Genomic DNA, 23376 nt, shown 5'->3' on the forward strand with positions numbered 1-23376 from the left:
TCACAAAATGGGGCAGAACAATCAGCCAAATCACTCCATCACTCATAACAACACCAATCAACGCTGCAGTGAATTAGCAGTGGACATGGCGTTGTCATATTGGCTTCACCCTTATCAACAAATGCTGATGCTCGGGCTTTTAGGGCAGAATGATGGGGTACGGAGGCGCGTTAAACATCTGCACAAACTGGGCTTAAGAACAGTACCGCTTCACTATCGATACGTTCCGCAAGATGCCGATACTAAATGTCTGGTTTCGGCATCTGGTTGTCCTCAAACATGAAAAGGACTAATTGGAGACCTTGGTTTGAGAGGATGGCTGTAATCGGTAATCTTCTTTATTAGGATCGGCAAAACAACATGATAGACTTAAGTAAAATTCGGCCATTGCGAAGAAGCCGCAACTACGAAATTTATCAACATCCGTTTATTGAGCGCGCGCTGTTGAAAGTCCGGGTGGATGAACCGGTGCGTAACCACGTAATTCCTCGATATGCCGAGAGGCGCTATGGCAACCTCCGTCAGTGGAACCGGGAAGCAAACGAATACTTAGCCGCGTTGACACGAGGCTGCCCCGAGATTGAACGCCTTGCGGATTTTATGGGGTATGCTCCAACATCTCAAGGACCAGCGCTGGTGGTCGAAAAGATGACCGGTCCTGATGGCGATTTGGCGCCAACGCTGGAATCGGAACGGGCCGCATTGGGCGATGACATATCAGAGCGCAAACAGCTGCACAGTGAATTCATGGAACTCATGGACGACCTTGAACGTGGCCGGATTATCGTGGGCGACCTGAGTTTTGAAAACATTGTACGGGCGCAAGAGCGCAATGGAAAACTGGTCGTTATCGATGGCTTGGGCGAAAGAGTGCTGTTTCCGTTGACGTTGGTTTCTGACTTAGCATTCCGCAAATCCATCGAGCGCCGCCGGACGCGCATGGGCCAGGCATTTGGTCTAGGCTAATGACACCCGCTCTACGGCAATCAACAGGCGTCGATTTGGCTTCGCTGCCTAAGCCACCAGCTGAATAGGCGCCTTCCCGGCCTAACCAACAAGGACCTGCTGGACCTAATCAACAGGGCTTGTCAGACGACTAGCCCTTTGCCGCGTCTATCAATTCAAAGAACTTTTTTCGAACCTGGCCGAGCTTACGGTCATTGTAACTACGAACCCATCTTCGCAGAGGAATGACTTGTTTAGACCCAAAGCTGTCAATCCAAACCCATCGCCCGGATCCGTCGGGCCATGTCTGATAGACAAGATTGCCAGTGTTCTTGTTGCTTATGATGACGCGTTCATCTGACAGTTGGTCGAAGTGACTATTGAGATCGCTCAAATGCTGAGGGGTGAGACGATCTTTGGCAATCAACTGACCCAGACTTGGGGAAAGCTGTCCATCCGGATCAGAAATGCGTTCATAGACAAGCGCCAAACCTTTGTCTGTCGGTGCGGTGCCAAACACCCTGCAAACGGGCATCCCTTCCGGACTTTCCTGATGGCGGATCATCAGAAAAAAGGCTTCGTCAAACTCACGCATGAAACCCTTAAAAGCGGTAGCTCTGCGAAACAGTCGGTCATACCACTTGTCGGTTACAAGCCTCGAACCTGCATCCATCGTGTGAGGTTGCGGAACCTTTAACAGCAACCCCTTGTCAAATGGGTGTTCATATACGAATTGCCTGTTTCCCTTCGCGATAACAGGGTTGTTTCCTAGTTCAAGCAGAGTGGGATTTTGTTGGCATTTCATATTTTCTGTTTAAGTTGATTCCGAACCAGCGCAAGTTGTTTTTTGACCATTGATATTGTTAGGTTAAACGCCGGAGACAATTGCGATCATGATGCTTGGAGTTCAAGCTGCACAGGGACGGTCACCATCTTGATTGTTGCCGGGAACCTATGGGGTCGCCGCAGTATCCGTCGCTATGCCCCAGCGGATGCGCCCGATCTCAGGAAGGGTCAAGTCCAAACGCTGACCACCTGACTGTACCATCCGACACTCTTTGCAAGCGATGACAAACAACTTGGAAATACCGGTGCGGTGTCCTGAGTTTTCAGATCTTTCGACCCTTGCGCACCCGTAATTTTCCTTTTCGAGGAGGTTTCGGCTATCACTTCGTATTCATAAGCCAGCACCGGCGGGTAGGGCTCTATTGCAAACTTTTGGCTGTTGACGCGCTTAGCTTTAGAGCGTGGATGGCTTTCGATCCCAGCCAGTCGAAAGTCAGTTCATTCTCTCTTTCAAAGGCGCGCAATATCCCAAGGATGTGATCCTCTTTGCTGTGTTCTATTATGTCAGATATGGCGTGTCCTGCCGTGATCTTGAAGAAATCATGGCCGAGCGTGGCGTTGCAGTAGGTCATACGACGCTGAACCGCTAGGTGACAAAACACGCTGGTGCCATCGCCGAACTAGCGCGCAGAAGTAAGGGACCGTGTAACCACTCCTGGCGGATGGACGAGGCTTACACCAAGGTGAAAGGCGCGTGTGTTTATCTCTTTCGAGTCGTTGACAAAAGCGGAGCTAAAACAGCTGGCATCAAGGCCATAAACAAGATGCTAAAGGGCTTTGGATGCCCGATGCTAATTGAGATGATCAGGCGGAAATATTTGAATGGCATTGTGGAACAGAATGATCGATTTATCAAAGGACGAACCCGCCCGATGCTCGTCTTCAAGTCCTTTGCTTCAGCTTCAGCCACTCTGGCAGGCATCGAAGTCGCGCACATGATCCGAAAAGGCCAATTCACACCTGGACTTTGCCCCTTTCAACAAGTCGAAGAACTGGCGGCCTGACACCGCAGGTCGGATGCATTTCTCCGAGCTGTAAGAAACTTCGCAACAGAACCTTTCATGGGTGCCATAAGGATCATTGTCCTCGGTCAACCCGTCATATGCTTGGACGGCCTCAAGACTGGCCTTAAAGACTCTGGCCCTTCGTTATCGATTGCCGTGGTAAAGACCCAATGACCGCTGCTACCTGCAGGTTCACGCTTGCGGAATCCATCATTCTGTTCCACAGGCTGGGCGCTAATCTGCGTTTGTGACATGGTGGTTTCTGCGATTTGTGCATTCATGATAAAGCCCTCCTTCGACGATACGTTGGCCGATATGCACCCGGCTTGTCCGCCATCGTTTGAGTGTGGTCCAATGGACCAAAGGTGTGGGTTTCGCCCGAACGCCCATTGGCCGTGAGACATCGAAACCGGCACCTTTTGCGCGTTTTTTCCCTGGAAAGGAGCGGGGCCGATGGAAAAGACCCGTTTCTGATCTGAGGACTGGGCGTCAGACTGAAATTGGGGGAATTTGGGAGGGGCACGCACTCTGCGCGCGGGAGGAACCAGGATTTTCATGGTTTCTGCTTGAGGCGAATTGAAATGAGAAATTGGAGCCGGACCAACGGTGCGGCTCTCTCTTCGCGCCTTGCCCTGGACCGGTTCAGATACGAGAGATTTGACTCCCTGGCGCCCGGGAAAACAAGCGCCGCAGACCGCAAGGCGGTCTGCTATCGCAACGATTAGAGTCACGGTGAGCCGCGCGCCCCGCGCGAATTTTACCACGCCAAAGGCATGACACAGTCAGCGGTTAGATGCGTTGACTTGTTCCCAATTATAAAATCACTGGATCACGGCATTTAGTGTCACATGACATCCAATTCACAATATGATTGCGTTTAAGCAGGAGTACCTATTGGGAAACGATGTGAGGTTTGACCAAGCTGGTAGATTGGAGATAGATCCTCATATGGCTCACCACCCTATCTTATGGACATTCCGTCGCTGCCCGTACGCGATAAGGGCCCGCCTCGCATTGGCGAGTTCACGAGTTACAGTCGAGCTGCGCGAAATTCTCTTACGGGACAAGCCAGAGGCCTTCTTAAAAACATCCCCATCCGGAACAGTGCCCACGCTTCGACTTCCAGACAAAGTTATAGATGAAAGTCTGGAAATCATGGTTTGGGCGCTCCAACAAAATGATCCACAGCGGCTTTTAGACATGCCTCAAGAAGGTTGGGGTCTGATTACGGTAAATGATGGTCCATTCAAGGCGGCTTTAGATCACACAAAATACACCACACGGTATCCGGATTTAGACGCCAATGAGGAACGCAGGAAAGCGGCAAGCTACTTGCTCAGCCTCGACGAGCGGTTAGTCGGGAAGGCCTGGCTTTTCGGAGATCGCCCCACCCTTGCCGACCTGGCGCTTCTACCGTTTGTGCGCCAGTTTGCGCATATAGATCGGGCATGGTTTGACGTTCAGGAGTGGCCGAATCTAACAGCGTGGCTGGATCAATTCCTGGACAGTGAGATATTTTTGCTTGTGATGAGTAAATACGCAACTTGGTCAGAGGGCGACTCTCCGATTTGGTTCAAAGGCTAAGTCGAACACGTCGTATCTCGACCCACAGCCGACATCCAGCAGCCAACCGAGATGCTGCAGGTGCACCCCGCTCTGCCGCCATTCGCTACACCGACAAGATCAGAGGGCTGTCAAACTCAAAGATTGCGAAACCAAACAGCTGTTTATCGCAGTGCTGCTATTGGCCCCGTTGGTGAAATCTTGGGTGCAAGATTTAGATTCAGCTTTGAAACTCACCGTCGGACAACTCTCGAACGCAGTCCAGTAAGGCGCTTGAGTATCGAGACGTTTCGTCTTTCAACCGAAACAACGGCACGGATACGCTGACCGCAGCAATAGGCTGGGCATTTTCATCCAGGATGGGCGCTCCAAAACATGCAATGCCGGTTTCGTTCTCCTGATTGTCAAAAACGAACCCCTGCGCGCGGCATTGATTGATCTGCGCGCGCAATTGGATTGGATCCGTGGTTGTGAACGGGGTGATCGATTCCAGAGTCGCATTTTCCAGAAAAGCGGCCAGCTTTTCTTCAGGCAAAGCCGAAAGGTAGGCTTTGCCGACTCCGCTGGAGTGAAGCGGGACAAACGTTCCTATGGTCGAGTTCATGCGCACCGTCTCAAGGCTTTCGATCTTGTCGATATAAACAAGCCCGTCACCGCTTGGCACGGCGAGATGTACGGTTTCGCCCGTCTGATCCCGGACGCGACCCAAGGCATCCCGCGCCCTGTCACGAATGTCAGACTTGGCAAGCGCAGAACGGGCAAGATTGATCAGGCGCGGGCCGGGTTTGTAGCTTTTGTCCTTTAACTGCACGATCAGCCCTTCTGACTCCAAGCCATTTAGTAGGCGGTACAGCGTTGGGCGCGTAAAGGCGCATTCATCCAGAAGTTCGGCCAGAGTTGGCGGGTTTTTACAGTCGCAAATATGCTGCAACAGTCCGATGCTGCGCGCAAAGCTTTGGGTTCCCTGGACCTGTTTTGCCATTCCTACCTCTCCGATTGACGGGGTTTCTTGATGGTGTATATTCCATATGTTGAGCATGTTGTCCATATTGTGGAATTGCAAAACTGATCGCAATGGGTAGGAGCCGAAATGCCACTGACCGAAACTGACGAAAATCCTCGCGTGCCATACAAGCATCCGATGCCGCAGGATGCCTTGCCCGAGATTGTGATCCCTGACGCGCTGGCCGAAGATGATCCGCGCATGTGGGTGCAACAGGCTGAGCACGTGTTTTTTCGCCCGCTCTGCCTGAATGTCTCGCAAGGCTGCTGGATGAACCTGCTGAAAGTCACCAAGTCCGGTGTTTTGTCGCGCCACCGCCATGCCTGCCCGGTGCATGGTTTCGTGCTGAAGGGGCGCTGGCACTATCTTGAGCATGATTGGTTTGCCGAAGAAGGCAGCTATGTATTCGAGCCGCCCGGAGAGACCCACACACTTGTTGTGCCCGATGATGTCCAGGAAATGATCACCTATTTTCAGGTCAACGGGGTGATGTACTACTGCGATCCCGACGGAAATCACCTGGGCTATGAGGATGTGTTCACTAAGATCGATATGTGCCGTGCGCATTTCGAAGAGGTTGGCCTTGGCGCTGACTACGTGAAAAATTTTATCCGGTAAGACATCATGAGCAATGTAACCTATGACTTCGCAGGCCGTACCGCCGTTATCACCGGCGGGGCAGCCGGGATCGGAGCCGAAATCGCAAGCCACTATGCGGCTGCCGGCGCCAACGTGGCGATCTGGGATCTTTCAGGACCAAATGACGCCCCCGCGGGTGCAATCGCTTGCAAAGTGGATATCAGCCAACCAAACCAGATTGCCTCAGCAGTTGCAGAGACCAGAAAAGCCTTCGGTGGCATAGATTTTCTGTCTCACAATGCGGGTTTCGCCGGCCCAACACTTCCGGTCGCGGAAAACGATCCGGCGGTCTGGGCCCGCGTAATTGAGGTCAACCTGATCGGGACTTTTTACTTGGCTCAAGCCATCGTTCCCGTGATGCAAAAGGCTGGCTTTGGTCGGATCGTCAACATGGCCTCGCTTGCAGGCAAAGAAGGCACCCCTAACGCCTCGGCCTATTCGGCGTCCAAGGCAGGCGTCATCGGTTTCACCAAGTCGATTGCTAAGGAACTGGCGCAGACTGATATTCGCGTCAATTGCATCGCACCCGCCGCCATCAAAACGGCGATCCTGGATCAGATGACGCCAGATTTCGTGCAAATCATGATCGACAAATCCCCCATGAAACGCCTCGGCTGGGTTGAAGAAGCAGCGCGCATGGTGATGTGGCTAAGTTCCGAAGATTGCACATTCAACACCGGCGCAGTCTTTGATCTCTCAGGTGGAAGAGCGACCTACTGATGGCGCACGTTCGGGATTTTACGCCTGGCCCCATGGAAGTGGCTGCAACTGTGGTGGCGGCACAGCATGGCCCCCAGGGCCTGTATGTTGTTCCCGATTTTTCATAGGCCTACGTGCGTGCAGCGCTGTCACAGCAGAAATACGACCTCCTCTGTTTTACCCATTTTGAAACTTCGACCGGATTGCAGCAACCGGTCGATGCCCTCGCCAAAGTCGCCTCAGAGGCGGGCGTTCCTATTATGGTCGATAGTGTCAGCGCACTTTGCACATATCCCGCGCATTTGGATGGCTGGGGGGTGTCGGTGATGACGGCCGCCTCGCAGAAAGGGTTGGGCTCTGTACCGGGGGTCGGGATGATCGCCGTTTGAGATGAAGCCTGGAACCTGATCAAAGCGAAACAGTCTCCGCGCGACGGCTTCACGGATGTAATCCGATGGCGGGATCAATACGACGCCTCAAGAAATTGGCATCCAAGCCTGACATCCATGCCCGTGGCGGTCGTTCACGCGCTGGACGTCGCGCTGGATGACATGCTGAAAGAAGGGCTGTACACCCGCTACGCCCGTCACGCCGAGGCACGCGATTTCTATCGCGATGGTCAGGCGGAAGTATCTAAATAACATCGTGGAACAGGACTATCGCCTCATCAAGAGACACACTCGACCGATGTTAGGGTTCAAGGCCTTTGCTTCAGCGGTGGGTTCGGCACAAGTGTGGGTTTAAGTCGTTCAAATTCAATACGGCCACGCTTGTTAGGATCCAAGTCGTCAACATGATCCGGGAACAGCAATTCTCTAGCGCAACGAACTCGAGCTTTCGGATGTCTGCTGGGATTACAGGATAACTTCGCCTGCCATAACGTCGACGCTGGTCTATCAAAAACTTTGCGACACAAGCCAGCAGGGATCTCATCTGGCAAGTTTTGGATATGGAATCCATCAGAAAGTTAGCAGAATGCTACCATTCAATGCGCATATCGACCCAATAAGGGCGGTGATCGGAACCAGTTGCGCTGCAATCCACCCATGCCCTCTCTACTGATTGGACCAATTCGGGAGTGATCAGACAGTAATCCAGCCGCAAAGGCTGTGCAGGTGCGCGATCAGGCGGGTCGGGCCACCACGTAAACCCGTCGCCATCGGATCTGTTCTTTGCAACGACCCAGCTGTCCGCAAAGCTGTCCCAGTGTAGGTTGTGACCGGTCGCTATGTCAGGTTCACCGGTCAAAGCAGTGTATTCCGGACTGTCAGGAACTAAATTGAAATCGCCCAACATAATTGTACTGTGGGGCACTTTCGGCTCATGTTCACCCTGAGACCAATCCATGGCGTGAAAATTTGCCAACTCGATAGGGTCATGCTTCGGTGCCGATCCGGTCCAAGATCCGCCACGAGCTTGCGCACCCTGATGCAGGGAAATCAGGTACTGCACCTGCAGCAACTTTTCTCGCCGGGACGCAGACGATAAATGCAGAGAATAGACTCGCAGCGGACCGCCCGGGGTGTCCAGGATACATTCCAGCGCGCCAGTCTCCATCCCAAGGCTGCAAGCGGTGGCAATCTTGGGTAACAGGTGGCGGCGCACCTCCAGGATACGGTATTTAGACAGCAACATCACGCCGAACTGGCGACGGCGGTTTTCAACACTGCCGTCTGTACCAACGCTGCTGGCGTCCATGTCGAACGCCGGGAAATAGCTCCAATGGTAGTCGGGCAGGAAGCCCGCCAATAGTGTCGGCTGGTCTTTCATGCCGCTGCGGCGCCAGTTGCGCTCGACCTCTTGCAAGGCGATGACATCGGCGCCGCGCACTTCATCGGCGACGCGAGCACAGTCATAAACCCCGTCCATACCCAAAGCGTAGCGGATGTTGTAGGTGACCAATTTCATGGGACTTCCCAGTACCGCGACGGATTGCTTTGGGGCCACCCGCCGCTGTCTACGAGAGCTTTGACTACAGCAGCCAAGTCTTGACCAGAGCGCCGTCGAACATGGTGCCACCACCCGGATCGCCTTCCCAACCACCGATCTGTTCGCTGACCCCATCGATAAAATCATTGAACATCGGGATTATAGCGCCGCCTTCGTCGCGCACCATCAGACCCATCTCGTGGTAGAGCGATGTGCGCCTGATCGGATCAAGCTCTGCCTTGGCCTGCAACAGCAGTGCGTCGAAGTCTTCGCGCTTGAAGCGAGTGTCGTTCCAGTCGGCATCCGATTTATAGGCAGTGGAGTACATCTGATCCTGCACCGGACGGCCTGCCCAATAGGACGCGCAGAATGGCTCTTTGTTCCAGACTTCGGACCAGTAGCCATCGCTAGGCACACGCTGGATCTCAAGCGGGATACCTGCCTTGGCCGCACTTTGCTGATACAGCGCAGCGGCATCCACCGCGCTGGGGAAAGCGGCGTCCGACACTTTCAGCACAATCGGTCCATCGTGACCGGATTTTTGGTAGTAATGGCGGGCTTGATCCGGATCAAAGCTGCGCTGCTCGATATCGCCGGAAAACAGCGGATAAGCAGCGTTGATCGGCATGTCATTGCCTACGCTGCCAAAACCGCGCAGCACCTTGTCGACCATCTCCTGCCGATCGACCGCCAGTTTCAGCGCCATTCGTAGGTCGTTGTTGGCAAACGGCGGCGTGTCGGTGTGCATGACAAAGACATAATGGCCGCGGCCCGATATGGTTTCGATCCGCAGGCCAGGCGCGCGACCCAGCAACTTGGCGATCTTGGGCGACACCCGGTTGATGAAATGGACCTGACCGCTCTGCAGCGCTGCCGCGCGGGCGGTGTCATCGTTCAACACCAGGATCTCGATCTCATCGGCGTGGCCTCGGCCCTCGTCCCAATAATTGGCGAATTTTTTGAATGCGTAGCGGGTGCCGGCTTCGTTGACCTCGACCGTGTAGGGCCCGCTGCCAATGCCTGCAGCTGGGAGCGCCATACCACCATCCGGCTGAACCACCAGGTGGTAGTCCGCCATCAGGTATGGAAGGTCTGCATTTGGTGTATCCAGGGAAACGCTAAAATAATCGCCATCCACCTTCATCGACTCGATGCCATGCATGATACCCAGCGCACCAGATTGTGCCTCTTCGTTTGAGTGGCGCTGCATGGTCTTAAGTACGTCGTCCGGCGTCAACGTTTTGCCGTTGTGAAATTCCACACCCTTGCGAATCTTGAAGTTCCAGGTCTTTGCGTCATCGGACGCCTCAACCGACTCCGCCAGGCGGGGAACAATCTCACCCTGAGGGCTGACTTCCACTAACAAATCGCCAAAGGCCGTGAGCACATTGGCTGTCACGGAACTGGCTGACAGTGCCGGATCCAGGCTATCGGTGCTGGCGCCGCCTTGCAGGCCCGCACGGATCATACCACCCTTTTTCGGACCTTCGGCGCGCACTGCAGAGGCCAGAAGGCTGTTAGCGCTGGCAGCGGCCACACCCAGCGCGCCAAGGCGGCCGATGAATTCTCGGCGGCTTATGAAGCCTTTGGCCGCCTGTTTCACATAGTGATTGATGATGTCAGACATGTTTTCCCCTGCTGGCGGAACCGGCCCCAGCAGGGCCATACAGCCTTCTTGTTGTTCATATGCCCAAGTCAGGGCATTCAGAGATTTGTTGACAGAAAGTGGCTTTATTTACTACGTCCATTTGGGTTAAATGTTGCAAACCAATTTGGAGTTCGCACGTGCCAGGGCAAACCAAGCATTTTGCTCCGCTGCCATTTTTGAAATTGGATCGCGAGGTTGGCACACCACTCTATCTGCAACTGGTTCAGCACCTGCGCCGGATGATCCAGAACGGGGAAATAAAACCTGGGCAGAAACTGCCCTCAACCCGCTGGCTAAAAGAACATCACGGAATAGCCCGCAGCACCCTTGTTGCCGCATTTGAGCAATTAGCCAGCGAGGGTTACTTGCAAAGCCAAACCGGTTCCGGAACTTTCGTCAACCCGGAGTTTCCAGGCCTAAACCCCAGCGTCAGGAGCGTGCCGGAAACCACCCTTCCACCAAGGCTATCGAAGCGCGGGCAGGCGGTAACAGAGGGCCTGGATTCATCTTACTTTGATCCGGTCATGGTACGCCCCTTCCTGGCCAACATTCCTGCCATAGATCTGTTCCCACACAAGATCTGGGGCCGGATCGAAAACCGAATCCGCAACCGGCTCGACAGTACGATGATGGCCTATGGCCAGCCCGGCGGCTTTGTGCCCCTTCGTGAGGCAATCTGTGACTACGTACTGAACCGGCGAGGCCTGAAATGCAGCCCGAGTCAGGTCATTGTCACTACCGGCTCCCAGCAGTCGCTGAATCTGATTGCTGCTCTGCTGCTAAACCCTGGCGACAAAGTGTTGATGGAGGATCCATCCAGCCCGGTGGTACGGGCAAGCTTTCTGGCTCAAGGCGGAGCCGTCGTTCCTGTCCCGGTGACGGATACCGGCGCCGCCGTTCCGCCTGACGGCTCGGATTCTGATGGGGCACGTCTGGCCTATCTGACACCCTCCTGCCAGTATCCTCTGGGCGCCGTGATGCCGATAGCCCAGCGGTTAGAATGGATGGACTGGACCCGCCGCAATGATGCCTGGCTCATCGAGGACGATCTGGACAATGAATTTATGTTCGGCGGACGCCCTGACCCGGCGATCTACTGCGACGACCACCATGCGCGTACCATCTACGTCTCCAGCTTCAACAACGCGCTCTTCCCGTCGCTGCGGCTTGGCTTCATCATTGCACCCCGGGCGCTGGCCAGACCGCTGATGGCGCTCAGCGCCGTCACTGACCGCGGCCCCAACACATGGCTGCAGGCGGTGTTGGCAGAGTTTATTGAGCAGGGACATCTGAACACTCATATCCGACGCATGCACAGTGCCTATACACGTCGCCGCAAGGCGATGATTGACAGCTTTGCTCGCATTGCCAACCCGCTTGTAACCTTGCACAAGAACACTAGCGGGCTGAGAGTGATTGCAGACCTGCCAGCCAGCCTGCCGGATACGAAAATGCTGGATGTGTTGGATGCGCACGGCGTGGCGGCCTATGCGCTCTCATATTATTGCATGCAGCGGCAGGACTTGAATGGGTTATTATTGGGTTTTGGCTGCACCCATGAGGATGACATTCCGGCTGCGATTGCGGGTCTTTGTTCATGCCTCTCTGACTTCAACAACAATAAAATTTGAGGAAGCAGACTTTCACCAGAACAAAGTGTTACCTCTTTGGGACTTGGGCATTGTCAGGTTGTTTTCATTTGACTGAGAGTTGCCATGCCGAGATGGTTTAGGCGGCCTGTTGGCCGCTGTACTGAGTCCACAGATTGACGGCATCCGCTCGTGAATAGCGATAAGAACAGGCTGAAAGACGGTTGCGTTTGGGTCGGAATAGGGCGGCGGTTTGATCGTAGACCGACAAGAACGGTTGCGCCTGAGAGGGTGACTTGAACTGGCCCATAACCTTCTGTCACCGCCTCGTATGTCCGTGCAAAGCCTCAACGCGATTGTTCAGGCGATGATCAGTCTCCGGGGCCGCTTCTGCCATCGCAGCGCGGCAAGAACGTAGTCTGTCCGTGATGGTCACGCGCGGTTGCCCAGGTCTTGAACGGCTTCCTGAATAAGCGCATCGCGGCGGCCTTGTTGCGACACGGCTGAACAAGGATATCAAGTGCGTCGCCGTTGCCATCGACCGTGCGCCACAGCCAATGTTTTCGACCATTGATAGGCACTACGACTTCGACGAGGTGCCATTTGTCCGCCGGACGTAGCCGATGACCGAACGCGGGAAACGGAAACCCCTGAGGCGGGACAGATCAGACTGATCCAACATGGCATCGCGCTACAACCGCAAACCCATTTTTACAACCTGGCAACGCCTTCTAACCACCAGGCACATCTGGGTTAGTCCCAATAGTTTTCGATTTGAGAGATAAATCCGGGAACAAAAACACAGCTCTTTGACCCATCACCAAAAAACTGATTGGCGACATGCACGCCTCCACTCTTCACATAGCGCGTCGTTGGCAGCATTTCTTCCCCTGCTCGACAGCTTCCAACTTAGCCAAGATGCATCTGGGTACGGTCGCAAAAATAGTTAGGTAAAAAAACAATTGAATGGATTTGAGTCGCGCCTAGGTTACGTCTTAAGCAGTGCGTGCCCAGGCGCGACGAGTTTTTACACCATAAAACCAAACGTGTGGGTGGCTAAAAATAAGTGAGAAAACCAGCTTGCTATCATGCGCAATCCTACCTGCTCGTAACTCGCAATTGTTTTGTTGTGTTGCAGGAAACTGGTGATGAAACCACGCTCAATGGTCAAAACGACTTGACCCATTCTAGACATTCGAACACTGCAAAAATTGGGATGACTGCTTCAGCAGAGCCGGACTTCGGACACTGCATAACATCGCACGGTTGGTTCGCCGTTCAGCAGGACCTAGAAGACCTTGGCCGCTTATCTCTCGGATGGATTTCCGAATTGGAAGTTCAACTGGCGGTTTGTCCTGAGGTAAGACAACGGCGTCCCCAAAGCCTCCTCTGCTTTTAAGATCACAGAAGCCGAAGCACGGGCGTCTTCACCTGCATCATGGTGATGAAACTCAAGGCCGAGGTATTTCTTAAGATTTGCCAACCCGTGCCCGCCGGCGCCCTTCAAGGACGGCCATGCCCGACGGGCAATCGACACGCTATTCGTCCAATGCGACGAGATCATTGGCAGCCCATACCGGGTACAAGCAGCCGTCATCGCCTTTTCATCAAACGTACTGTGTTGCACAAGATTGTGGGTGTTCAGGACTTCAAACAAGGATGCGTAAACCGTTGGGAATGTTCCAGCCCCAATCACGGTTTCGGCAGAAATCCCGTGAAGCTCAGTATTGAAAACCTCGAATGGTCCCTCGGGGTCAATCAGTACAGAATAGGTTTGCATGGAACCAGTGTCGCTAACAAAACAAAGCCCAATCTGGCATATGCTACCGATAGAATTGCTCGCCGTTTCGACGTCCAACGCAATAAATCGAAAAGGTCCGGCAGGCGGCGTACTAAGATGTCCAAATTTGTTAAATGTGTCCACCGTTTGAACGCTCTGAATCTGTCGGATTTCCTCAGCTTTCGCTGCCAGTTAGACAACTGAACATCTTAGTTTTTGCAGGTCGAATGGGTCTTGGCAAGCCGTTCTAGCGCGCAAGGAGTTTAGTCTGCCTATACGACGCTTCACTCACGGCCCATACCTGCCGTTCAGCGAGCAGCGCAAATGCCGTGGTGCGTCCGTCAAACCGAATTTTCGACCTGAGCGCTATATCTGGAGGTGGTCTACTAGCACTCTGCGGACCAAGCGCCGATTCGTTGCAGACACACGAATGGCGGCTTCAGTAAATTTCCCTGCTTGATGTTGGGCGGCAGAGAAGCTGATCACCAAGCTGGAAACTGTCGCACCTGACAAGTACCGGACGTCGTTTCTTCAGCCGGATGAAGTACTGGGAGCCGCGGCCATTCGCCTAGCTATTTGGCGCCGCCAAAAGATAGCCCTTAAATATTTGGAGCACTCAAGCCAACAGACCCGTCGTGTGATCTGGCCCATACTGCTGGGTTATCGGGACACCAGCCGCATCATCGCTGCATGGTGCGAGATGCGAGAAGGCTTTCGGTACTTTCGGACAGAACGGATCATTGAGGCGGAGGTCCTCAATGACAGCATTCCTCGGCGAATGGACCTACTTCGTGCAGAGTGGCGTAACACGGCGGATGCAGAACGTAAGCGTTATGAAGAGGAGGCAAAAGACAAGGGTTCCGAAGGACTGTTTTGAGGAAGCAGCAGCGCAGCGGCAGGTTTGGGCCGTCCTCGTGTCAGTTTTTAGCGAGGCAGAGGGCTTTGCCGCGATGGCACCGAGGTCCGTAAGGAGCCCTTTGTGCCTGATGCTGCTTTTTGCCCAAATGTCGGCTGTTCGAGCTTTGTCGATTTCCACCTATTCAGTTTCGCGGAGGGCCGTAGCGAAGCCAAATTTCACCGGACAAAGGCTGCCGTACTGCGGGAGGTGCCGCCGACGGGCGGAAACTTGATGTCTTTTCTCAAAACCTTGACGTGCCCGCACAATAAATCTGATCTGCGGATTGCCAAATTGGTCTCACACACAGCGCATCAACAGCGCCAAACCGAAAGGGACCAAGAAATGGAAAAGACACTGATCACATCCGTCACTGCACTCGCCATTGTTCTGAGTGCTGGAATGTCCATGGCCGGTCCGTTGCGTGACCACGGTCGGGGCGGGAATGTACATGATGTTCGCTCAACGATTTCGCAAGCAATCAGCCACTCTGACCGGATGGCCAAAACCCAACAAAGCAATAGCATGGCTGACGGTCGCTTCGCTGTGACATCAAAGCAGGATCTGGGTCAAACCAATCTCTCCTCGACCCAGCAGCAGAGTACATATGGAACGAACTGGAGCTCGGAATTGCCCAATGTCGTAGCCATCGGTATTGCAGACGGTGGTAGTTACACTTGGATTATAGGAAATACGTCGGGTGGCGGCCTCGATGATAACCCAACCTGGATGCACCACCCGTAGCACATTGCGGACCTAGGCGGGTCTTCCTAGAGGAAACGCGACATGCCGCTATTTATCGCCGGGCCCGGACAGCTAGTACCAGGATCCCGGCTGAACCGGTCTCTCTATGAGGCCGGTTCAGCACATTGTCCATACGGTAAGAGGGCAAGGAAATCGACCTCGACCCAGTCCAAACTTTCGGCTGGTACAGCGTGTTTTTCGCGGTTGCGCGTGTTGATTTATGCCCAATCAAATTGGCGAGCGGTTGCCTCGAAGCCAATGCCTACCTGGCAGTGAACGCCCCACCAGATATTGCACTGTAGGCGGGTGCCAATTTGATGCCTTCCCTCAAAACCTTGACGTGCCCGCGCAATAAACCTGAGCCGCAGAATACCATGTTTATTGCACACACAGCGAAATGAACACGCTTAGCTGGAAGGTGCGAAATGATGAAAAACGTAATGATTGCATTTGTCACTGCATTCGCTATTGCTATGTGTGCTGGAATGTCCATGGCCGGTCCGTTTCGAGGCCATGACCAGCGCGGATAAGCACAGGATGTTCGCTCCGCAGTTTCGCAAGCACATAACCACGCTGGTACAAAAAATGTCAGTGATCGCAGTGTTTTGACAAACAGCGATGAACGTCGATATGACACAGTTTCCCTAAGGGAGAGGTTGCAGGCGGACAGGTGTTTGGCGGGCTGGAATTTGGCATCGACCATCTGTCATCAGGTGTCGGTAACCGCTTGGCCAGCGCCGATATCTCGGCCGTCGGCTACGATGCTACCCTCAGTGCACTTTTGGTTGCGGACAGTCAGTTTTATATCGACGGTCAGCTGCGCGATGGGTATTTCGACAGCCAGATAAGCCCGAACGGTGTGGCCGCCGTGGATGCCGATGACAGCGGGTATGAGATTTCCATTGAGATTGGCACGCCTGTTCAAGCTGCTGAACGGCGTTGTTGCAGAACTCGACTAAGGAGAATTCACAATGTGAATCCATGGGATTAGGAGGGCGGAATGCCGAAGCCGACTCCCACTCGCCATCGCACGAAGAACTGGGCCAACTACAATGCTGTTCCGAGAATGCGTGCCTCGTTGTTGATTTGGATTGATCGGGGATGACCTGGCTGGCGCGGCCCGAAAGCTGTTCAAGTTGCCTCTGCGGCAGACTGCAGGTGTGGTTGCCAGCCTGCTGGAGTTGGCAGCGCTGGATTGGCTGGAGCTAGACTACTCGACCCTCTGCCGCAGGCAAAAGACACGCACCGTTCAGATCCCATGCCGACGGCCCCTTGAACCTCTTGGTCGACGGCAGGGGGATGACGTTCCTCGGCAATGGCGAATGGCAAACGCCCAAGCATGGCGCGTAACGCCGCACCAGCGGCGCAAAGTGCATCTGGCTATGGACAAAGGGGACGTCAGACATCCGCGCGGCTGAATTCACTTCGAGCCGCGACAGCGGTAGCCCGGTCCTGCCGGACCTGCTCAACCAAGTCCCGGAAGACCAGCAGATCGGCACGGTGACTGCCGATGGCGCATATGACACCCGACGATGCTACGCGGCCATCATCGAACAGCAGGCCACCGCAATCATCCCGATCCGCAAAACGGGCGTCTTTGGAAAGAGGACTGCCCGGCGGCCAGGCTCCGGAACGAGATCCCCCGCGCCGGTCAACGGGCCAGCGCCGCGCGGAACGCGCGTCTTCTTCTCGACAAAATCCCAGTTCCTACCCCGCGTGAGGCACGCGTGGGTCCCTCCCGGACTTGGCCGTTCCGACCCCCTTGACAGTTGTGGAACGTTACAGATCTTTGATCTCACTCGATGCCCAAAGCCTTAGTAAATCAGTGAAGCGCATCCTTCAATTCTGACCCAAACGTCAAGCATTTTTGACCCAACGCATTCATCGACACTGCGGCCAATGCCACATTCTCTCTGTCGCACTACAGCGATCAATACTTAGGGGTCGGGCGTTGACAAGCTCTCGGCCGGGCTGCGCTGTTGGTTGGCGATCACCCAGTGGCATTGCACTTGCCAATCATCACCAATGTTTAACACAACCCACCAAGCAGACAGAGTATTGGGGTCAGCTACCTCTCGTCGCTAGTGCCGTTTCGACCTGCCAACAAGAAATACCTAGTGAATTAAATATTAAATTTCATTGTCACCGTGTCTCAAAAATTGATTGGTATTGCAGAAACTTTTGACGCCTCGTTCAGCTCAGCTAGAGTGCCACAATGTTGCAGCCAATTTAAGGATCGGGGACCGGATGCCTCAATCGATTTTTGTTCTTGTGCATGGCCTCTGGCATGGCGGTTGGTGTTGGTCTCGGGTCGCCGACATCCTCCGGACACGGGGCCATCAGGTTCACACGCCGACCAATACCGGTGTCGGGGATCGGTCACATTTGATCAACGCAGAGATTACCTTGGAGACTTTTGCGCGCGACATCGAACAGCATATCTTGTTTGAAGACCTCCACGACCTGGTTCTGGTCGGTCACAGTTTTGGCGGTGCCACGATTTGCGGAACCGGCGATAAGGTGGCTGAAAGGATTTCAAAGGTGATCTATCTTGATGCAGCAATATTGCAGCCGGGCGAGAGCTGGTTCGATTTGCTGGATTCCGAAATTGCCCAGGCCCGCCAGGATCTGGCCAATCAGTTCAGCAACGGCCTTAGTTTGCCCCCGGTTGACCCGGAAATTCTGGGTGTGACTAAGGCGGCGGACATCGCTTTCCTGAAGCCGCGCTTGACCCCACATCCTTTGGCAACGTTAAAGACGTCATTGGCCATGCAAAAGCCTGCAGGAAAAGGGTTGAACCCCCACTATATTCACTTGTCTGATCCGCCCTATATGCCTGCAAACGGATCGCTCGACCGCGCGAGGCAATATGGCTGGCCCATTTCCGAAATTGCCGCCTGTCACGAGGCGATAGTGACCGCACCATTGGCTGTTGCCGATGAATTGGAGCGCATCGCGAACGAGAAATGACAGGATATCTCTAGTTCCCAATCTGGGTGAGTAAAAGCGAATTCAGTACACGGCTAGTGTCATGATCTGGTAGTCAGATCTTCGGTATCGCCACTGTTGAGCACACAGCAGTACTAGCCTTAACAGAATAGGCGTTGATCTTATGCGGACACCAAAAACCCGATTGGCGCCGCAGGTCGGGTCATTTTCAACGTGAAGCAAAGTCAGTTCAGATCAACCGAACAAATTGGCAAGCACCCGTCAATTACGCACTGCAATCATGCGCAAGTTTTTGGGTAAAACCACCGTGACTTGCAGGCGAAGTCCAAAACCGTCGGGGCCGCCGGGTGGGCTTTCAGCTCAACACGTTGCGCCACTGCAAAGCTGAAGCGGCAGTTAGCGCCCGATTATGTTGCTACTTCGCTTCAGTGAGTGCCCGAACGATACAGACCCCTTGAGACGTATTTTTACCGTCTGCCAGAAAAGCCAACTCTGCAGCTCTTTTAGACTTTGATGACTGGAGTTCAGCTCTGGCTTCGGGTGAGAGCAATGCAACCATGCACTCAGCCAGTAATAGGTTTTGATTGTCAGTCATGTCGCTACGCGACAGGTATTTCACATAGCTGTCTGTTGCCAGCAGGTCTGCGGACACAAATTTTGCCGGTATCAACACGAGCGAGCAGATAGTAGCCAACCTCATTACTTTCACTGTTCGTAAGTTCCTGAGCGGTGTTTGAGCTTTGGCTGACGCTAATAAAAATCGCGCTTCGGTATACAGACTCCGTCGGGCCTGGCGCCAAACAGAGTACGCTTTTAATCGGCGACCAGCTTTGTCACCATTAGATCGACCCCAGTATTCGTACGATACCAACCTATGTTCACCTGCAAGGACGGCCCAGAGCCGGCATCCAACCCATTGTTTTGATGCTGCAATCGCAACCCGTATCGCAGGCTTTCGCTGCACGTGATCGAAAAAGTAGCCACGGTGATCTCCGAAATTCTGTTGCCTTGTGTCTGGCAAGGGCAAGGGAAACGATCGGCGACAGATTATGCTCTTTTTTGGCATCGAACCATCGTTCACGGCACATATCTATCATTCAACCGGCGGACACCGGACTGTGCGGCAAGCGCACGCCTTGCTGAAGCCAAGGGGCTTGATCGAAGGGCAATCGGCCTATTCTAATTGTTCTGTTGCTTGGGATTGGTGATGGTGGTGCCAAGGCGGCAAGTACAGGGGGCGCTGTTCAGCCAATGTTGAATATTCCGAAAGAAACGATCAATAACTGGCAGAGAATTGTTAACCTCATCGCTAGATTGGCGGATGTGCCTGCCAGTCTGGTGATGCGCACCCACACCCCCGAACACTCAGTCTTCGTCAGGAACGATACTGCGGACCACCCTTATGACGTCGGGCTGTGTTTCAGATTGAACGAAAAACTCTACTGCCATGGCGTTCTGGAACAGGGCGAATTGGTGGTGGAAGACGCGCAGTACGATCCCCGATGGGCGGACAATGACGACATGGAACACGGTATGAGTTTCTATGTCGGCTTCCCGCTCTACTGGCCGGACGGGTCTGTATTTGGGACAATTTGCGTTTTGGACTCGAAACTGAACCGACGTGCTCTGATGTTCCGCGAAGGGCTGAAAGAGTTTGCTCGCGTGATCGAAGCGGACCTTAAACTGCTTGTCGAAGCGGACCGACGCGTTCAGCTTGAACGACAACTTCAGGAAAGTCTGGATCAACTGGAAACACGTGTCGAAGAACGCACCGCCGAGTTGGAAGAGGCAAACATCGCCCTGCGCGTTTTGCTGCAAAGCGTTGAGCGGTCGCGCGATGACTACGACCAGAACATCATGCGACAGATCAAAGGAGTTGTCGCGCCGACTTTTGCCAAGCTGCGCAGCCGGGTCATAGGAAACGATGCGGCGCTGGTCTATCTTGATATTCTGGAAGAGAATTTAAGATCCATCACTGCCTCGATGTCCGACGAAAAGCGGGATGTGTTCGAACAGCTGACCCCGTCCGAACAGGACATCGCCCAAATGATTATGCGCGGCCAGACCACAAAAGATATTGCTCAGGTATTGTCGCGTGAGCCGAGCACAATCGAGTTTCATCGCAACAACATACGCAAGAAACTGGGCTTGCGGAAAACGGGTCAGAACCTGCGTAGCAAGCTGCGGTCCCTGTAATAATCATGGGGATGATCCCCATTATTTACTCTTGGTTTTCTCACACTCATCTGACCGACTACCGTTGTTACCCTTTTGTCCATGGTGCCAATCCGGGTGCCGGGCAACTACAGGGAAACACATAATGGAACGAGAAGACCTAAAGCTGGAACCGACGTTGGTGAATGGCAAGAAAGACGATCTGACGCCAGGCCTTTCTCGACGTTCTTTTTTCATGGCCGCCGGAGCAGCAGGAGTGGGTGGTGCTGCGTCTTTGTTGTCCAGCACATCGGCTCAGGCGCAATCGACCGACTGGACCCAGCCGGGGAACAACAATGGTGTTATCGAATTGCAGAAAACCACGGGCACTGCTGTCGATGGCGATCTGGGGATCGACTTCTACGGCCATTGCGCGCTGAAATTCACCTCGCCGAGCGGGGCGACGGTGTTGTTCGACCCATGGCGCGATGACCCGTCCGGTGCCTGGGGGCTGTGGTTCAAGAATGAATTCCCCGAGGTGCCAGTGGACATCTGCATGTCCACCCACACGCATTTTGACCACGATGCCATTCACCGCCCGGTCTCAACTATGGTGCTGGACCGGATGGTTGGAAACTTTGAGTTTGCCGATATCAAAATCACGGGGTTTGCCGACAAACACGCGTGCCAGGCTCCGGGTTGGTACAATTGGACAAACGCCTTGGCTGAATTCGGCGTTGAAGCCTGCCCGCCCAATAATGTTAGCCATATGGACATGGTGGTCTATGTGATCGAGGCCGGTGGGTTGCGAACCCTGATCTGGGGCGACAATAGGCACAACCCGCCGCAGGAATTCTGGGATGCCATCGGGGAAATCGACATCCTCACTCTGCCGGTGGACGGATCGCAACACATCCTCAGTTATGGTCAGGGCGATGATATCGTGTCGCGCCTGAATCCCAAAGTTATCATTCCGACACATTATCTGAGCGAGACCACCAGCTATACCCTGACCACCTTGCAGGACGCGGATGAGTGGGTGAAGTCCCAACCCAGCTACAAGATGTTGGACGGCGCCAATCTGTCGCTGAACGCGGCGGACGTTGCAGGAATGGACAAAGAGTTCATGTATTTTGGCAACCACGCCCAGACAGGGTAAGGGCTGGCTTTGCGCCCTTGCTCAACTCAGTAGAACGGCCAGCGAATTCTTCCGCTGGCCGCTCGTAGTTTCAAAATTTGTTTTCGAAAATAACATAGCTCGGCGAATTTCAGTCGAATTGAAGGCTCGCGGTCCAAACCTGCCTTTCACCGACCAATCAAATGCTGCGGTCGCAGCCTGCTTCGCCGTCATTCACTGCAAGTGCAAAGTTACGTGCACGCCGGAAGCCGGGAACGCAATAGAGCTGCCCTTAGAAGAAATACTTGATGCCAAAGTAAGGCCCGTGCCGGTCGGCGTCATAGGCGAATTCTCCTGAACTCAGCATGTCGCTGTAGTCGACGCTGAAATAGCGGCATCCAAATGTGAGGGCGGTTGTCTCTCAGGGTTGGAAATCAAAACCAACACTCGCACCGATTTGAAGGTCATTTCCGCCAGCAACGAAGCAATTCCGGGCCAGTTTTGGCTCAGTCGCCACATCCCGCGCTTGCCGATTACGGGTTCTATCCAATCCTGATCGGCGCCCAATACAGGCGGATTGCCAGGCGTCGGAGTGGAGATGTCTGTTTCCTAACTGATGGAGTTGTACCTCTGTCCCGCCTGAATATCGATTGCATACCGCTGGTTTTTTGCACCGAATGCTCCGTCAACGATACGGTAAGCACCTAGCACGCCAGACCATTTTGACGCACGTTTACGTTCAGCTCGGCACCCATCGAGCCAGGCAGCGTCGTATCCTGTTCGATGCCAACTTAGTTGGCGTCGACGATTATTCCAAAATCTCCATTCCATGCCTCATACCGGCCAGCCGCTGCGAAATCGAGCAAGTCCAGCACGTCGCCAAGATCTAGATCAGCGGCTTGACCAGCCACGGTGGATGTCCCTGTGGTTCGCAAGGGTGTGAATAGATAGAACGCAGCACCATGACCCCAGCTGGATTCGTCCTGGTCCGGCGCGGTCAGTGATTGAGCACAGGAAAGTGTCGGCAGCGTTAGAAGGCACGTCGCAAGCGCAATCACGCTGAAAATTATGCGGTAAGACGTAGCTTTGTCTTTGGGGTTCCTGAAACTTAGTAGTTGAATCTGAGACCGATTCCGACGCCTTGATCATAAGGACGATCTGCTCCGATCCCGATCAGCACATCTGCATAGAGGGCAATACCGGGGCTAAGATTTTTGCCAATCTGAAACTCAGCGGTTGCAGGCCAGGCGTTGTTTTCCCAATCATAGGGCGCTTTGATATCTGCTTTGACCCAATACCCATCGCCAAACGGTTGAAGCGCAATCAGGCGCATTGCAGTTTGGCTGACATCAGTCGGGCCATTGTACGACGCGAAATGCTGGACCAAAGGGATCAGCGTCAGCCCGGTGTTTGTGTTGGCAAAGGCAAAACCACCAAACGGGGCGATCTGATCCGACCCGGTGCCAATGCCTTCATCGGGGTCGCCAAAATCAAGGGTCCACTCCAACCCAAGCGCGGATTTGACGGTCCAGGTGTCATTCAGGGGTTTCTGTGACGGGAAATAGATCAGCTTCAAACTGGTCTTTTCAAACCCGCTGAACCGTGCGCCAGTCGCATTTGTCGAATTGTAGTGGAGCTCATATTTCAGCTTCAGATCAGGGCGCAGCATATATGCGCCATCAATGAACACATCCTGACGGTCTGCCCCACCTTCAAGATCAAAATACTGATAACGAATGTCCGTGTTGTTGACAGCAGCCAATGGGTTCGACGCGTTTTCCTCAGCTCCGACAGCAATACCTGACATCAGCAACGCGGACGCCAGATATGAATGAACAACGAAATGGCGGGCCATCGTGTACCTAAAAACTT

General features: G+C 53.9%; 21 protein-coding genes and 4 pseudogenes. 17 read left to right on the forward strand and 8 right to left on the reverse strand.

The genetic code is table 11. From position 1 onward, the window contains the following. Together AC2FID_RS16135 and AC2FID_RS16140 are read left to right on the forward strand one after the other, a co-directional pair. Positions 1–283, forward strand: a 283-nt coding sequence (locus tag AC2FID_RS16135; RefSeq protein ID WP_496837688.1) for a hypothetical protein, incomplete at its 5' end; no start/stop codon positions are given. A gap of 77 nt (positions 284–360) precedes the next feature. Continuing rightward, entirely contained in the window at positions 361–966 is a 606-nt protein-coding gene (locus AC2FID_RS16140) for a YrbL family protein (protein WP_282121617.1), read from the forward strand. A gap of 130 nt (positions 967–1096) precedes the next feature. On the opposite strand, the gene AC2FID_RS16145 is transcribed toward AC2FID_RS16140, so the two are convergent. Further along, entirely contained in the window at positions 1097–1750 is a 654-nt protein-coding gene (locus AC2FID_RS16145; protein WP_282121618.1) for a YrbL family protein, read from the reverse strand. 481 nt (positions 1751–2231) lie between these two features. Between AC2FID_RS16145 and AC2FID_RS16150 the strand changes: the two are divergent. Together AC2FID_RS16150 and AC2FID_RS16155 are read left to right on the forward strand one after the other, a co-directional pair. Continuing rightward, positions 2232–2795: pseudogene (locus AC2FID_RS16150) on the forward strand (IS6 family transposase). Between the two features lie 894 nt (positions 2796–3689). Then, on the forward strand, positions 3690–4379 hold the full coding sequence (locus tag AC2FID_RS16155; RefSeq protein ID WP_496761126.1) for a glutathione S-transferase: 690 nt from the start codon (positions 3690–3692) through the stop codon (positions 4377–4379). Between the two features lie 199 nt (positions 4380–4578). Here the strand turns inward: AC2FID_RS16155 and AC2FID_RS16160 are convergent, their stop codons facing one another. Continuing rightward, a complete protein-coding gene (locus AC2FID_RS16160) occupies positions 4579–5340 on the reverse strand; it encodes an IclR family transcriptional regulator (RefSeq protein ID WP_496761127.1) in 762 nt (253 codons plus the stop codon). A 108-nt stretch (positions 5341–5448) separates the two neighbouring features. Between AC2FID_RS16160 and AC2FID_RS16165 the strand changes: the two genes are divergently transcribed. The 5 genes and pseudogenes from AC2FID_RS16165 to AC2FID_RS16185 all read left to right on the forward strand — a co-directional run. Beyond that, complete coding sequence (locus AC2FID_RS16165; protein ID WP_496837690.1) at positions 5449–5979, forward strand: 2,4'-dihydroxyacetophenone dioxygenase family protein; 531 nt, start codon at positions 5449–5451, stop codon at positions 5977–5979. A gap of 6 nt (positions 5980–5985) precedes the next feature. Next, a complete protein-coding gene (locus tag AC2FID_RS16170; RefSeq protein WP_496837692.1) occupies positions 5986–6720 on the forward strand; it encodes an SDR family NAD(P)-dependent oxidoreductase in 735 nt (244 codons plus the stop codon). A gap of 113 nt (positions 6721–6833) precedes the next feature. Beyond that, the gene (locus AC2FID_RS16175) at positions 6834–7088 is read left to right on the forward strand and encodes an aminotransferase class V-fold PLP-dependent enzyme (RefSeq protein ID WP_496837694.1); all 255 of its coding nucleotides are present in this window, start codon (positions 6834–6836) and stop codon (positions 7086–7088) included. Positions 7089–7205: 117 nt separating this feature from the next. Continuing rightward, the gene (locus AC2FID_RS16180; protein WP_282170421.1) at positions 7206–7340 is read left to right on the forward strand and encodes a hypothetical protein; all 135 of its coding nucleotides are present in this window, start codon (positions 7206–7208) and stop codon (positions 7338–7340) included. After that, positions 7324–7419: pseudogene (locus tag AC2FID_RS16185) on the forward strand (IS6 family transposase); the annotation flags it as partial. The gene AC2FID_RS16180 and the pseudogene AC2FID_RS16185, both read left to right, overlap by 17 nt. A 258-nt stretch (positions 7420–7677) precedes the next feature. On the opposite strand, the gene AC2FID_RS16190 reads toward AC2FID_RS16185, so the two are convergent. Together AC2FID_RS16190 and AC2FID_RS16195 are read right to left on the reverse strand one after the other, a co-directional pair. Further along, positions 7678–8607, reverse strand: a complete 930-nt coding sequence (locus AC2FID_RS16190) for an endonuclease/exonuclease/phosphatase family protein (protein WP_496837696.1) — start codon at positions 8605–8607, stop codon at positions 7678–7680. Between the two features lie 64 nt (positions 8608–8671). Further along, the gene (locus tag AC2FID_RS16195) at positions 8672–10255 is read right to left on the reverse strand and encodes an ABC transporter substrate-binding protein (protein WP_496837698.1); all 1584 of its coding nucleotides are present in this window, start codon (positions 10253–10255) and stop codon (positions 8672–8674) included. Positions 10256–10413: 158 nt separating this feature from the next. Between AC2FID_RS16195 and pdxR the strand changes: the two genes are divergently transcribed. Next, positions 10414–11907, forward strand: a complete 1494-nt coding sequence (pdxR, locus tag AC2FID_RS16200) for a MocR-like pyridoxine biosynthesis transcription factor PdxR (RefSeq protein WP_496837699.1) — start codon at positions 10414–10416, stop codon at positions 11905–11907. A gap of 97 nt (positions 11908–12004) precedes the next feature. Here pdxR and AC2FID_RS16205 read toward each other — a convergent pair. Together AC2FID_RS16205 and AC2FID_RS16210 are read right to left on the reverse strand one after the other, a co-directional pair. After that, positions 12005–12479, reverse strand: a pseudogene (locus AC2FID_RS16205) (IS6 family transposase); the annotation flags it as partial. Between the two features lie 692 nt (positions 12480–13171). Next, complete coding sequence (locus AC2FID_RS16210) at positions 13172–13789, reverse strand: 3'-5' exonuclease (protein WP_496756612.1); 618 nt, start codon at positions 13787–13789, stop codon at positions 13172–13174. A 418-nt stretch (positions 13790–14207) separates the two neighbouring features. Here AC2FID_RS16210 and AC2FID_RS16215 point away from each other — a divergent pair, with 418 nt between their 5' ends. From AC2FID_RS16215 to AC2FID_RS16235, 5 genes and pseudogenes are all read left to right on the forward strand, one after another. Further along, positions 14208–14522: a helix-turn-helix transcriptional regulator gene (locus tag AC2FID_RS16215; protein WP_496837890.1), complete on the forward strand. Its 315-nt coding sequence runs from the start codon at positions 14208–14210 to the stop codon at positions 14520–14522. 363 nt (positions 14523–14885) lie between these two features. Beyond that, positions 14886–15284, forward strand: a complete 399-nt coding sequence (locus AC2FID_RS16220; RefSeq protein WP_496837701.1) for a hypothetical protein — start codon at positions 14886–14888, stop codon at positions 15282–15284. A 670-nt stretch (positions 15285–15954) separates the two neighbouring features. Then, complete coding sequence (locus AC2FID_RS16225; protein WP_496837703.1) at positions 15955–16275, forward strand: autotransporter outer membrane beta-barrel domain-containing protein; 321 nt, start codon at positions 15955–15957, stop codon at positions 16273–16275. Positions 16276–16284: 9 nt separating this feature from the next. Continuing rightward, positions 16285–16933: pseudogene (locus AC2FID_RS16230) on the forward strand (IS5 family transposase); the annotation flags it as partial. A 598-nt stretch (positions 16934–17531) separates the two neighbouring features. Then, entirely contained in the window at positions 17532–18254 is a 723-nt protein-coding gene (locus AC2FID_RS16235) for an alpha/beta hydrolase family protein (RefSeq protein ID WP_282170413.1), read from the forward strand. 792 nt (positions 18255–19046) lie between these two features. Here AC2FID_RS16235 and AC2FID_RS16240 read toward each other — a convergent pair. Next, the gene (locus tag AC2FID_RS16240; protein ID WP_496837705.1) at positions 19047–19217 is read right to left on the reverse strand and encodes a hypothetical protein; all 171 of its coding nucleotides are present in this window, start codon (positions 19215–19217) and stop codon (positions 19047–19049) included. A gap of 267 nt (positions 19218–19484) precedes the next feature. Here AC2FID_RS16240 and AC2FID_RS16245 point away from each other — a divergent pair, with 267 nt between their 5' ends. Together AC2FID_RS16245 and AC2FID_RS16250 are read left to right on the forward strand one after the other, a co-directional pair. Beyond that, positions 19485–20429: a LuxR C-terminal-related transcriptional regulator gene (locus AC2FID_RS16245; protein WP_496837707.1), complete on the forward strand. Its 945-nt coding sequence runs from the start codon at positions 19485–19487 to the stop codon at positions 20427–20429. A gap of 124 nt (positions 20430–20553) precedes the next feature. Then, on the forward strand, positions 20554–21546 hold the full coding sequence (locus AC2FID_RS16250) for an MBL fold metallo-hydrolase (protein WP_282170410.1): 993 nt from the start codon (positions 20554–20556) through the stop codon (positions 21544–21546). Positions 21547–22612: 1066 nt separating this feature from the next. On the opposite strand, the gene AC2FID_RS16255 is transcribed toward AC2FID_RS16250, so the two are convergent. Continuing rightward, a complete protein-coding gene (locus AC2FID_RS16255; protein ID WP_496837709.1) occupies positions 22613–23359 on the reverse strand; it encodes a hypothetical protein in 747 nt (248 codons plus the stop codon). Between the last annotated feature and the right edge of the window lie 17 nt (positions 23360–23376).

This window comes from Ruegeria sp. CDSC068, from assembly GCF_059610545.1.